The organism is Kribbella sp. NBC_00709, assembly GCF_036226565.1.
Taxonomy (GTDB): Bacteria; Actinomycetota; Actinomycetes; order Propionibacteriales; family Kribbellaceae; genus Kribbella.
The window spans coordinates 6,573,567-6,585,864 of sequence record NZ_CP108996.1; the positions used below are offsets into that span (position 1 = coordinate 6,573,567).

At 70.1% G+C, this 12,298-nt stretch carries 12 protein-coding genes and 1 riboswitch; of the genes, 10 read left to right on the forward strand and 2 right to left on the reverse strand.

Going from position 1 to position 12,298, the window contains the following annotated elements:
* Nucleotides 1-53: 53 nt before the first annotated feature.
* A riboswitch (cobalamin riboswitch) is annotated at nucleotides 54-186 on the forward strand.
* Between the two features lie 69 nt (nucleotides 187-255).
* The 9 genes from OHA18_RS32135 to OHA18_RS32175 all read left to right on the forward strand — a co-directional run bounded on the left by OHA18_RS32135 (nucleotide 256) and on the right by OHA18_RS32175 (nucleotide 10,280).
* A complete protein-coding gene (locus OHA18_RS32135) occupies nucleotides 256-2,265 on the forward strand; it encodes a putative cobaltochelatase (RefSeq protein WP_328999089.1) in 2,010 nt (669 codons plus the stop codon).
* A gap of 1 nt (nucleotide 2,266) precedes the next feature.
* Complete coding sequence (cobO, locus tag OHA18_RS32140; RefSeq protein ID WP_328999090.1) at nucleotides 2,267-2,881, forward strand: cob(I)yrinic acid a,c-diamide adenosyltransferase; 615 nt, start codon at nucleotides 2,267-2,269, stop codon at nucleotides 2,879-2,881.
* A 28-nt stretch (nucleotides 2,882-2,909) separates the two neighbouring features.
* Nucleotides 2,910-4,256, forward strand: a complete 1,347-nt coding sequence (locus OHA18_RS32145; protein WP_328999091.1) for a cobyrinate a,c-diamide synthase — start codon at nucleotides 2,910-2,912, stop codon at nucleotides 4,254-4,256.
* The gene (bluB, locus tag OHA18_RS32150) at nucleotides 4,253-5,611 is read left to right on the forward strand and encodes a 5,6-dimethylbenzimidazole synthase (protein WP_328999092.1); all 1,359 of its coding nucleotides are present in this window, start codon (nucleotides 4,253-4,255) and stop codon (nucleotides 5,609-5,611) included. The genes OHA18_RS32145 and bluB overlap by 4 nt, the downstream gene beginning before the upstream one ends.
* 115 nt (nucleotides 5,612-5,726) lie before the next feature.
* Nucleotides 5,727-6,329: a hypothetical protein gene (locus tag OHA18_RS32155; RefSeq protein WP_328999093.1), complete on the forward strand. Its 603-nt coding sequence runs from the start codon at nucleotides 5,727-5,729 to the stop codon at nucleotides 6,327-6,329.
* A 134-nt stretch (nucleotides 6,330-6,463) separates the two neighbouring features.
* Complete coding sequence (locus OHA18_RS32160) at nucleotides 6,464-7,579, forward strand: LolA family protein (RefSeq protein WP_328999094.1); 1,116 nt, start codon at nucleotides 6,464-6,466, stop codon at nucleotides 7,577-7,579.
* 2 nt (nucleotides 7,580-7,581) lie between these two features.
* Entirely contained in the window at nucleotides 7,582-8,514 is a 933-nt protein-coding gene (locus OHA18_RS32165; protein ID WP_328999095.1) for an ABC transporter ATP-binding protein, read from the forward strand.
* Nucleotides 8,501-9,436, forward strand: coding sequence for an ABC transporter permease (locus tag OHA18_RS32170; RefSeq protein ID WP_328999096.1), 936 nt, complete (start codon nucleotides 8,501-8,503; stop codon nucleotides 9,434-9,436). Before OHA18_RS32165 ends, OHA18_RS32170 begins: the two co-directional genes overlap by 14 nt.
* Before the next feature lie 4 nt (nucleotides 9,437-9,440).
* The gene (locus OHA18_RS32175; protein ID WP_328999097.1) at nucleotides 9,441-10,280 is read left to right on the forward strand and encodes a putative RNA methyltransferase; all 840 of its coding nucleotides are present in this window, start codon (nucleotides 9,441-9,443) and stop codon (nucleotides 10,278-10,280) included.
* Between the two features lie 28 nt (nucleotides 10,281-10,308).
* Here OHA18_RS32175 and OHA18_RS32180 read toward each other — a convergent pair whose 3' ends face one another.
* Nucleotides 10,309-10,977, reverse strand: a complete 669-nt coding sequence (locus OHA18_RS32180; RefSeq protein WP_328999098.1) for an FMN-dependent NADH-azoreductase — start codon at nucleotides 10,975-10,977, stop codon at nucleotides 10,309-10,311.
* A gap of 125 nt (nucleotides 10,978-11,102) precedes the next feature.
* On the opposite strand from OHA18_RS32180, the gene OHA18_RS32185 reads away from it, so the two are divergent.
* Nucleotides 11,103-11,651: a MarR family winged helix-turn-helix transcriptional regulator gene (locus OHA18_RS32185; RefSeq protein ID WP_328999099.1), complete on the forward strand. Its 549-nt coding sequence runs from the start codon at nucleotides 11,103-11,105 to the stop codon at nucleotides 11,649-11,651.
* Here the strand turns inward: OHA18_RS32185 and OHA18_RS32190 are convergent.
* Entirely contained in the window at nucleotides 11,648-12,298 is a 651-nt protein-coding gene (locus OHA18_RS32190; RefSeq protein ID WP_328999100.1) for a response regulator transcription factor, read from the reverse strand. The two genes, OHA18_RS32185 and OHA18_RS32190, sit on opposite strands and share 4 nt — an antisense overlap.

Here is a 12,298-nt window from a genome sequence, read left to right on the forward strand (position 1 = left end):
GCGCCCGCCGGTGCCGTGTGAGCCTGGTCGCTGGCGGGGGCGTGGGGATGTGCCATGATCGGGCGGACGGTTGTGGAGGAACACCGGTGGCCAGCTTGCTGGGAGGCCGGGGCGGTCCCGCCACTGTGACTGGGTAGCTCGATGCGGCCCGGGAGCCAGGACATCCGCGGTCGTCCGCCGGGTCGCGGTCTCCGCGGTGCGGCGTACCAGGCGTGGCGGGCGTGGACACCCGCTCTACGAAGGGATCCACCGCCGATGCGGCCTGCTTCAGCTTCCACCGGTTTCCCGTTCACCGCCGTGGTCGGCATGGAGGACCTTCAACTCGCGCTGATCCTGGCCGCGATCTCGCCGGCGATCGGCGGGGTGCTGATCCGGGGCGAGAAGGGTACGGCGAAGTCGACCGCGGTCCGCGCGCTGACCGAGCTCCTGCCGCCGGTGGACGTCGTACCCGGCTGCCGCTTCTCGTGCGACCCCGATCGGCCGGACGCGGACTGCCCGGACGGGCCGCACTCGGATGTGCGTTCGGTGCGGGCGGCGCGGTTGGTGGAGTTGCCGGTCGGGGCGACCGAGGATCGCGTGCTCGGGTCGCTGCACCTGGAGAAGGCGCTCGCGGAGGGCATCACGGCGTACGAGCCTGGTCTGCTCGCGGCGGCGCACCGCGGGTTGCTGTACGTCGACGAGGTCAACCTCCTGCACGACCATTTGGTCGACGTACTGCTCGATGCCGCTGCGATGGGGCGTGCGAGTGTCGAGCGGGACGGGGTGTCGGTGACGCATCCCGCGCGGTTCGTGCTGGTCGGCACGATGAACCCCGAGGAGGGCGAGCTCCGGCCGCAGTTGCTCGACCGGTTCGGCCTGACGGTGGATGTGGTGGCCAGCCGGGATCCCGCGGTGCGGGTCGAGGTGATGCGCGCGCGGCTCGGGTACGAGGCGGATCCGGTCGGGTTCATCACCCGGTACGACGGTCAGCAGCGCGAACTCGCCGAACGGATCGTGAAGGCGCGCGACCTGCTCACCGAGGTGATCCTGACCGATGCGGCGCTCCGGCAGATCGCGGAGATCTGCGCCTCGTTCGATGTGGACGGGATGCGCGCCGACCTCGTCACCGCGCGGACGGCGGTCGCGCACGCGGCCTGGTCCGGCCGCACTGTCGTCGAGGTCGACGACGTCCGCGCCGCCGCCAAACTAGCCCTCCCACACCGCAAACGCCGCAACCCCTTCGACGCCCCAGGCCTGGACGACCAGCAGCTGGAAGAAGCAATCAACAACAGCACGCCGCCGCCGGAGGATCCCGACGACGATCCGGATGGTCCAGGTGGTCCAGGCGGCGGAGTCGACCGTGCAAAGGCAGAAGAGGACAGTTCGGTGGATCCGAATCCGTCTGGGACCGATCCGGAGAACACTGAGGCGGACGGCCGACCTGGGACTGCTCCGGTTGGGGATGTGGTTGGGAGTTCGGCGCCGTACAAGGCTCGGTTGTTGAGTGTGCAGGGCGCGGGCGCTGGGGTTGCCGGGCGGCGGTCCCGGGCTATTACCGAGGTTGGTCGGGTGGTGGGGGACCGGGCCCTGGTCGGGCGGGAGGCTGGGCGGCCACACCTGCTGGCGACTCTTCGGTCCGCGGCGCCGCATCAGCAGGTTCGCGGTCGCACCGGTCCGGGGCTCGCCGTACGGCCGTCCGACGTGCGCCTCGCCGTCCGTGAGGGCCGCGAGGGGAACCTCGTGCTGTTCTGCGTCGACGCGTCCGGCTCGATGGGGACGAAGAAGCGGATGGGCGAGATCAAGACCGCGATCGTCTCGCTCCTGCTCGACGCTTACCAACGCCGCGACACCGTCGGCCTCGTCACGTTCGCCGGCGCCACCGCCACGGTCGCGCTTCCGCCGACAGGCAGCGTGGAGACCGCGGTACGACGACTCGAATCGCTCCCGACCGGCGGCCGCACCCCGCTCGCCGAAGGTCTGCTCCAAGCCGCGGAGGTACTGCGGATCGCCGCGATCCGGGACCCGCGCCGCCGTCCGCTGCTCGTGCTGGTCACCGACGGCCGCGCCACCCACGGCGACAACGCGTTCGCTCGCGCGCGGCAGTCCGCGGGCTGGCTGGCCCAGCACGGGATCGCCACCGTGGTCGTGGACTGCGAGCCGCGCCGGGGCGTCCGGCTCGGTCTGGCGGCCGAGCTCGCGGCCGATCTCGGCGCGGAGTACCTCGACCTCGGAGATGTTGCTGCCGGCAACCTTGTCCGTACGGTCACCGAGCGGAAGGTGGCCTGAGATGCCGAAGGGGCAGCCGGTCGCCGTACCGGAGGACGGCCTGACCACACGCCAGCGCCGCAACCGCCCGCTGCTGATGGTGCACACCGGCGAGATGAAGGGGAAGTCGACCGCCGCGTTCGGGATGGCCTTGCGGGCCTGGAACCAGGGCTGGAACCTCGGCGTCTTCCAGTTCGTCAAGAGCGCCAAGTGGAAGGTCGGCGAGGAGGGCGCGTTCAAGGCGCTCGGTCAGTTGCATGAGGCAACTGGTCAGGGCGGGCCGGTGGAGTGGCACAAGATGGGTGAGGGCTGGAGCTGGTCGCGCAAGGCCGGCTCCGAGGAGGACCACGCCGCCGACGCGCTCGAGGGCTGGCGGGAGATCCAGCGCCGGCTCGCGGCCGAGACGCACGACCTGTATGTCCTGGACGAGTTCACTTACCCGATGAAGTGGGGATGGGTCGACGTGGACGAGGTGGTCGCCACGCTCGTCGATCGCCCCGGTCACCAGTACGTCGTGATCACCGGCCGCGACGCGCATCCGAAACTCCTCGAGGCCGCTGACCTCGCCGCCGAGATGACCAAGCTGAAGCACCCGATGGATGCCGGTCAGAAGGGCCAGAAGGGCATCGAGTGGTGACTCGCAGGCTGACCGCGGGGGAGTGCACGTGATCCCCCGGGTGGTGGTCGCGGCGCCGTCCTCCGGGGCGGGCAAGACGACGGTCGCGGTCGGGCTGATGGCGGCGCTGCGACGGGCCGGGCAGGTGGTTGCCGGGTTCAAGGTCGGGCCGGACTACATCGACCCCGGGTTCCACGCGATCGCCACCGGGCGGCCGGGGCGCAACCTCGACCCGATGCTGTCGGGGGAGGAGCGGGTCGGGCCGCTGTTCGAGCACGGGTCCGCGGGCGCGGACATCGCCGTGGTCGAGGGCGTGATGGGCCTGTACGACGGTGCACTCGGCACCGAAGGTTTCTCGTCGACGGCGCACGTGGCGAAGCTGCTGAAGGCGCCGGTGGTGCTGGTGGTGGACGCGTCCGCGGCCGGCCGGAGCGTCGGCGCCGTGGTCCAAGGTTTCGTTGCCTTTGACACCGAAGTGCGGATCGTCGGGGTGATCCTCAACAAGGTGGGCTCCGATCGCCACGAGACGGAAGTCCGCGCCGGCATCGCGCCTACCGGCGTACCGGTCCTGGGTGTCCTCCGCCGCGACCCTCGCCTGACCGTCCCCAGCCGCCACCTGGGCCTCGTCCCCGCGACCGAACAACGCGAGCAGGCCGAGCAAGCCGTAGCCGCCGCGGCCGAACTGGTCCGCCAGGGCGTGGATCTATCAGCCTTCATCGCTGCAGCCAACGCCGCTCCCCACCACACCGCCACCCCCTGGAACCCCACCACAGAGATTCCGCAGACGTCGGTCGGCGCCAGGCGGGTAGTTGCTGTTGCTGGTGGTCCGGTCTTTTCTTTCCATTACACCGAGACGACCGAGCTCCTCACCGCAGCCGGCGCCGATGTCGTCACCTTCGACCCGCTCACCGACACGTTGCCAGAGGCAACCTCCGCGCTCTACCTCGGCGGCGGCTTCCCGGAGCTACATGCCGAGGCGCTGTCCGCGAACACCAAGCTCCGCGAGCAGGTCGCCGCAGAGATCGCCGCCGGTCTGCCGGTAATAGCGGAATGTGCCGGCCTCCTCTACCTCTGCCGCGAACTCGACGGCCACCCCATGACCGGCGTACTCCCAGCGACCGGACGCATGACCACCCGCCTCACCCTCGGGTACCGGACAGCGGTCGCCGCAACCACCACCGACTTCTTCGACGAAGGACGGCGGGTCCGCGGTCACGAGTTCCACCGCACCACGATCGACGTCCACACCGACGTGCACCCGGCGTGGCACCTCCCCACCGGCACCGAAGGCATCACGCTCCCGCACGTGCACGCGTCGTACCTGCACCTCCACTGGACCGCCACCCCCGACGTACCGGCCCGTCTCGTCGCCGCCGCCCGCGGACACCAGCGATGAATCTGGTCGTAGGCATCGGTCTCCGCGCGAACACGTCGTACCGCGAACTCCGCGACCTGGTGGACAGCGCCCTGTTAGAGGCCGGCGCAGGCAACGTGCAACTCGTCGTCACCGTCACAAACCGAGAAGCGGAGCCTGCTCTGCAGCGTCTCGCCGACGATCTGAACGCCGAACTCCGAGCCCTCCCGCCGAGCGAGCTGGCCGAGCAGGCCGCTCCCAACCCGAGCTCGCAGGTCGAGGATCTGACAGGTACGCCGAGTGTCGCCGAGGCAGCTGTGCTAGCCGCCGGCGCCGAACTCGTCGTCCAGAAACGCCGCTCCGCCAGCGCGACCGCAGCCGTCGGCCGCCTCCCCGCACCTGGTTATGAACCGGCGGACCGCGAGGTCGTGCACCGCGTGATCGCCGAGCGACGCGACGTACGACGAGGCTTCCTGGACGTCCCGATCGACGACATGCTGCTCACGCGAGTGCTGGAAGCGGCGCACCGGGCGCCGAGCGTGGGGCTGAGCCAGCCGTGGGACTTCCTGGTGATCCGGGACCTCGCGACCCGGCGGAAGGTGCACGATCTCGCCACCGCGCAACGGGACGCGTTCGCGGCATCCCTTCCGGACGACCGCCGGTCGAAGTTCGACGGACTGAAGATCGAGGCGATCCTCGACACCCCGGTGAACCTCGCGGTGACCTGCGACCCGGGCCGCGGCGGCCGGCACGTGCTCGGGCGGCACGCGGATCCGCGGACGACGTGGTTCTCCGCCGCGATCGCGATCCAGAACCTCTGGCTGGCCGCGCGGGCCGAAGGGCTCGGCGTCGGCTGGGTCTCGTTCTTCGAACCGGCCGAGGTCGCCGATGTCCTCGACCTGCCCGCACACATCGAGCTGGTCGGGTACCTCTGCATCGGGTACGTCGACGAGTTCGCCGCCGCGCCGGAGCTGGTGCGCTCGGGCTGGGCCAAACGCCGGCCATTGGCGTGGGCGATCCATCACGAGGAATGGGGCCGGCGGGACGCGTCGATCGTCGACGATGCGCTGCAGGCCGGGCAGAACGCAGTACCGGCCGCTGGACAGCAGGTCCGGGTGATCGTCGGCGGCGACGCCAATGATCTGAAGCAGGCCAACGCGCTCGTCGTGGATCTCCGCGACGACAGGCCTCGAGCGGACTTCGGGGTGTTGTGGCGGCCCGCGCGTACGCCGGTCGAAGCTGTCGAATTCGGGGTCGAGATCGCCCGCGACCTGGCGCTGCAGGGCGTCGGGCAACTCGTCGTACAGGTCGCAGACTCTTCGGAGCACGCTGAATCGCTGGCCCGCGGCCTGAACGTCGGTGCGTCGGCCTGCGGCCTGACACACTCCACGGCATGACAGTACTGATGCCGCGACTCCGTCGCGGCATGTCATGGGGCTGTGACTCCCGGCCTTCCCTCGTCGCTCCGGTCGCTTCGCTCCCTCCACTCCTCAGTCCAGGCCGGGAGGCCCCATGACAGCCCAACCGCCCATGTACGTCCCCGCGTTCTCGATGAAGCAGCGGGTCACTGTGATGGCGAACAAGTACGAGTTGATCGCCACCAACCCGGACGGGAGCGACGGGCCGCTGCTCGCGTTCGCGCAGCAGAAGCGGATGGCGTTCAAGGAGCAGGTGACGTTCTACACCGACGACACCAAGACCCAGCCGGTGTTCTCGTTCAAGGCGCGCAAGACGATCGACCTCGGATCCGGGTACGACGTGACGGACGCGAACGGGCAGCCGATCGGCTGGTTCAAGAAGGAGTTCGGCAAGAGCATGCTGCGGTCCAGCTGGCAGCTCAGCGCGGCCGGCGTGGACGCGAACGGGACCGAACGCAACCCGACCATCGCGATCCTCCGCCGGGTGTGGGAGTTCGTGCCGTTCGTCGGTGAGATCCCGCTGCCGTTCATCTTCCACTTCGACTTCACCGAGGCGAGTTCCGGTCAGCCGGTGCTGTCGGTGGAGCGGACGATCTCGATCCGGGACCGCTACCGGATCACCGTCCAGGACGAGCGCCTGGACTTCCGCGTCGCGGCCGCGATGACGGTCGCCCTCGACGCGCTGCAGTCGCGCTGAGTCCGGGCTGAGTCCGGGCCGGGGCTCGGCTGGGGCTCGGCGTACGACCAGGGTCGTACGCCGGACTCACTCTTTCGGGTGAACCTACCCTGACAACACTTGGTTCCGGCCGCGCCCGGTGCGAGGCTGTAGGCATGGGTGTAGCGCAGCGCAGTCGACGGTGGTTGGTTCCGGTCACGACAGTCGCGGTAGTGGCAGGTGTGGGGGCACTCGGGCCGGTGGTCGCGGACGCGTCGCCGAAGCTGCCGGGCATCACCGCGCAGGATCTGCTCGCCAAGGTGCAGACGGCCAAGGTGGACGGCCTCAGCGGCACGGTCCACTCGAGCACCGACCTCGGCCTGCCCGCGATCCCGGGGCTGGACGGCATGCAGGGCGCCAGTCAGGTCCTCAACCTGATCAACGGCGACCACACCGCGCGGGTCGCGTTCGCCACCCCGGACAAGGCCAAGGTGTCGATCCTCGACGCGCAGGCCGAGCGGCTGTGGACCACCGACGGCACCTCCGCCTGGGCGTACGACTCGTCCAAGCGTGAGGCCACGAAGCTGACCCTGCCCGCGCACAAGACCACCACGCCCGAGAAGGCGCTGCCGAAGTCCTACGACCCGCAGGCCGTCGCGAAGCAGTTCCTCGACGCGATCGACCCGACCACCAAGGTCCAGGTCAGCGGCACCGAGAAGGTCGCCGGCCGGGACGCGTACAAGCTGCGCCTGGTGCCGAAGACCGACAAGACCACCGTCGGTTCGGTCACACTGGCGATCGACTCGAAGACCTGGGTCCCGCTGGACGTGACCGTGATGCCGCGGACCGGCAACGACCCGGCCGTCGAGCTGGGCTTCACCTCGGTCTCGTTCGACGTGCCGTCGGCGAGTTCGTTCACCTTCACCCCGCCGAAGGGCGTGAAGGTCACCGATCAGAAGGTGCCGACCACCCGCGAGCACCCGCGCAGCGTCCCGCCGAAGCTGGTCAAGCCGACCAAGCCGGGTGCGGCCCAGGCTGACAAGCCGACCGTCGTCGGCACGGGCTGGGAGAGCGTCGCGATGATCCGCGGAGCCGGCACCGCCGGCCTGACCGGGAACGGTCCGCTCGCCCAACTGCTGGCGAAGGCGCCGACGGTGCAGGGTTCGTGGGGCAAGGGCAAGGTGCTGACCAGCAAGATGGTGAGCGTGCTGATCGCCGACGACGGCCGGGTCTTCGTCGGCCTGGTCACTCCGGACACCTTGCAGGCCGCCGCAGCGAAGGCCCCCCGCTGACCGTGGGCGCGCCGGTCGTCACCCGCGGGCTGACCAAGCGGTTCCACGGCGGGCAGGTGGCGGTGGACGCGGTCGACCTCGAGGTGCCGGCCGGCTGCGTGTACGGCTTCCTCGGCCCGAACGGGTCGGGCAAGACGACCACGATCAGGATGCTGCTCGGTCTGATCGCGCCGACGTCCGGCGAGGTCGAGCTGCTCGGCGAGCCGATGCCGAAGGCGCACCTGCGGGTGCTGCCGCGGGTCGGGGCGCTGGTCGAAGGACCGGCGTTCTACCCGTTCTGGACCGGCCAGGCCAACCTGCTCCGCTTCGACGCCGCCGACCGGACCGCCGATCCGAAGACCCGCAAGGCCCGGGCCGGCGAGGCGCTGGAGCGCGTCGGCCTGTCGAACGCGGCCGGCAAGAAGGTCCGCGCGTACTCGCTGGGCATGCGCCAGCGGCTCGCGATCGCGGTCGCGCTGATGCAGCGGCGCGAGCTGCTCGTGCTGGACGAGCCGACCAACGGTCTCGACCCGCAAGGCACCCGTGAGGTCCGGCACCTGATCCGCGACCTCGCCAACGACGGTACGACGGTCTTCACCTCGACCCACCTGCTGGCCGAGGTCGAGCAGGTGTGCACACACGCCGCGATCATGAGCCGCGGCAAACTGCTGCGGCAGTCCACGGTGGCGGAGCTCCGCGCCGAGCTCCGGCCGCGGCTGGTCGTGCGTACGCCGGACCTCGGAGCAGCCGCCGAGACGCTGCAAGGTTTGGGCGTGACCGAGCTCAAGACCACCAGCGAGACGGTCGAGGGCGATCCCGGCGAGCTGCCGATCGAGAAGTTCGCGGCCGCGCTGGTCGCGGCCGACGTACGCATCCACGGCTTCGGGCTGGAACGCCCGAGCCTGGAGGACGCCTTCGTGGCACTCACCGGGGAGGGCTTCGATGTCGCCGAGTGAGCTACCCGCCGACCCCGCAACGACCCCTCCGACCGGCCCCGCGAGCGGCACCGCGACCAGCGTCGCGACGGGCACCGCGACCGGCGTTGCGGTGGCGGTGCGGCCGAGTGCCGGGCGGCACACGCTGGCGTTGTTCATCTCCGAGCTGCGGCTCGTGTTCGGCCGGGCCCGCACGCAGGTCGGCCTCGGCGTGCTCGCGGCTGTCCCGCTGCTGATCGGGATCGCGATCAAGCTCAGCGGGTCCGACGGCGGCACCGACGGATTCATCGGCCAGATCGCCGGCAACGGCCTGTTCCTGATCGTCGCCAGCCTCGGCCTGTCACTGCCGTTCTTCCTGCCGACCGCGGTGACCGTCATCTCGGGGGAGTCGCTGGCCGGCGAGGCCAGCCTCGGCACCCTGCGCAACCTGCTGACCGCACCGGCCGGCCGGTCCCGGTTGCTCGCGGCCAAGATGGTCGCGCTCGTCGTCTTCTGCCTGGTCGCGACGATGACGATCTGGATCTCCGGCTTGATCGTCGGCTTCGTCCTGTTCCCGGTCGGCGACGTGCTGCTGCTCTCCGGGTCGACCGTGTCCCTCGGCGAAGGCCTGCTCCGGGCGCTCGGGATCGCGTTGGTGATCTCGCTGTCGCTGCTCGGGCTGGCCGCGATCGGCCTGTTCGTCTCGTCGCTGACATCCACGCCGCTGGCAGCGATGGCGGCGACGTTCGGCACGTTCATCGTGCTCGGCATCATGACCGCGATCCCGCAGTTGCACGCGATCCACCCGTGGTTGCTGATGTACCGATGGCAGTCGTTCGCCGACCTGCTCCGAGATCCGCCGTACTGGCACGAGATCGTCCGCAACCTGCTGCTCCAGGCGGGGTACGTCGCCGTGTTCTACACCGCCGCCTGGGCCCGGATCACGAGCCGCGACATAACCTAGCCCGGTGGAAGCAGACCTCGTCGCCGTCCTGCGCTGCCCGGTCTGCGCCGATGGGCTCGCCCTGGACGCCCGTACGGCGCGGTGTCCGCGCGGGCACGCCTACGACCTGGCCAAGCAGGGCTACCTGAATCTGTTGCCCGCGGCCTCGAACGGCATCGAAGGCGACTCGGCCGCGATGGTCGGCGCCCGTACGGTCTTTCTCGGCACCAGGCACTACGCGCCGATCCGGGACGCGCTGATTCTGGCCGCCGACCTCGGTGAGAGCGACGTGGTCGTAGAGGTCGGTGCGGGCACCGGCTACTACCTGTCGGGTGTCCTCGGCCTGGCCCCGCACCGACGCGGGATCGCTTTGGACGTGTCGAAGTTCGCCGCCCGCCGCGCGGCCAAGATCGATCCACGGATCGCCTCAGTGGTGTGCGACGCGTGGCAGGAGCTGCCGCTGCTCGACGGATCGGCGCAGCTGATGCTGAACGTGTTTGCCCCACGCAACGCTGCCGAGATGGCTCGCGTCCTCGCGTCCGACGGTCGCCTGCTCGTGGTCACACCGAACCAGCAGCATCTCGCCGAGCTGGTCGACGTACTCGGCATGGTCAGCGTGGACGCTGAGAAGGAGCGACGGCTGGAGGAGTCGCTGGCGGGGGAGTTCGTCCGGATCGGCAGTGAGGTGGTCGAGGAGACGATGCGGCTCGACCGGACGGCTGTGGAGCAGTTGGTGCTGATGACGCCGAGCGCGCGGCACGTGAACTACCGCGAGCTGATGCAGCAGATCGCCGTACTGCCGGAGCCGACGCTCGTGACCCTGTCGGTGACGCTTTCGACCTGGCAGGCGGACCGCCTGCACTGACCAAATCAGTGCAGGCGGTCCGGGCCGGTCAGGCCGCGTGGCCGATCAGTTCGCGGGCGACCACGATGCCGTGGTTCTCGGCCTCGACGTGCGCCTCGGACTCCGAGACCTTGGAGGCGTCGATCAGCTCCTCCATACCCGGGGTGACCGGGGCCAGGGTGAGCTCGGCGGCGGCCGTGCGGATGTTCATTCCGAACAGGTCGGCGAAGACCCGCTCGAGGTACGGCGTGGCGTGGTCCCAGCCGTGCTTCGGCGTACCCGGGGCGTAGCCGCCACCGCGGGCGATGGCGAAGATCGCGGGCCGGCCGGCCAGCGGGCGGGAGCCGAAGGCGAGGTCCCGGTCCATCAGCAGCAGATCGATCCAGGTCTTCGCGTTCTGGGCGATGCCGTAGTTGTACAGCGGAACGGCGAGCAGGATCGCATCGGCGCTCGTGATCTCGGCCGACAGTTCGGCAGCGATGGCCTGGGCCTCGGCGAGCGGCATCCGGTCGGAATCCGCGACCGGCTCCTGACCCACCTGGGCGGCGGCCAGCGTCGGCCACACGGTCGAGGGCAGCGGGTGCTGTCCCAGGTCACGCCGTACCACGACACCGTCCGGGTGCTCCGCCTTCCAGGCGGCCTCCGCGCTGTCCGCCAGGGCGCGGGACACGGAACCGTCCAGCCGGATGCTGGCATCGACGCGTAGCAGGGTGCTCATAGGTTCTGTCTCCATCGAGTTGAGGGGGCGTGCTCGTGTTGAGCTGCCTCGAAGATAATCTGTTGAGCAGAACATATTCAAGTCAGATCGTATTCCGGGTGGCGTACACCACGTACGATGGAGCCATGTCCAGTACTTCGCCTGAGGTCGTGGCCCGCGGCGCGCGCGGGGTCGAGCCCTCGGTCGCCAGCGGCGCGCCGGTGGAGGCCGACCTCGGCTGGGCGCTGGGCGTCGTCTTCCGGCGGTACGCGAAGGCGTCCGCGGCCGCGCTCGAGGGTCTGCCCGGAGGGCCGCGGGGCTACCAGGTGCTCGCGACGACGAACGCCGAGGGCCCGAAGCGGCAGCTCGACCTGGCCGCACAACTCGGCGTCGACCGGACCGTGATGACCTACCTGCTCGACGACCTGGAGAAGGCGGGCCTGGTGCAGCGCCGGCCTGACCCGGCGGATCGTCGCGCCCGGCTGATCGCGCCGACCGATGAGGGCGTAGAGGCGCTGTGCGACCTGGAGCGCCGCCTGCGCAGCACCGAGGACGAGGTGCTCGGCATCCTGGAGGAGTCCGAGCGCGCAAGCTTCCGGATGCTCCTGCAGCGCGTCGCGATGAAGGCCAACGCGATCGACCCACTGCACAACGCCTGCGCGCTAGCCGAGACAGACGACCCCGCGAGCACCTAATGAAGCGGCACGAAGCCTGATTCGTAGGCGCGGATCACTGCTTGGGTACGGTCCCGGGCGTTGAGCTTCGAGAGCACGTTGGCGACGTGGGTCTTGACCGTCTGCAGACCGAGGATGAGTTCCTCGGCGATCTCGGCGTTCGACAGGCCGCGCGCCATCAACCGAAGTACTTCCTGCTCCCGCTCGGTCAGCTGGCAGTCGGCCAGACCGCTCGGCGTCTGCGGTCCGGCGTGGGCGAGCGCCAACGCCCGGATCGCCTCCGGGAACAACAGCGACTCGCTCCGCGCGACGGTCCGGATCGCCGCGATGATGTCGTCCGGCGGGGTCCGCTTCAGCAAGAACCCGGACGCGCCGGCCCGCAGCGCGTCGTACACGTAGTCGTCGTTCTCGAACGTCGTGACGACCAGCACGCGCGGCGCCGGGTCGAGGTTCTCCAGCAGCAGCCGGGTCGCCTGGATGCCGTCCACCGCGGGCATCCGGACATCCATCAGCACGACGTCCGCCCCGGTACGACGGACCACCGGGAGGACCTCCGCGCCGTCACCGGCCTCGCCGACGACCGTGAGGTCGGGCTCGGCGTTGATGATGGCGCGCAGCCCGCTCCGGATCAGCGGCTCGTCGTCGACCACGACCACCGACAGGTTCAT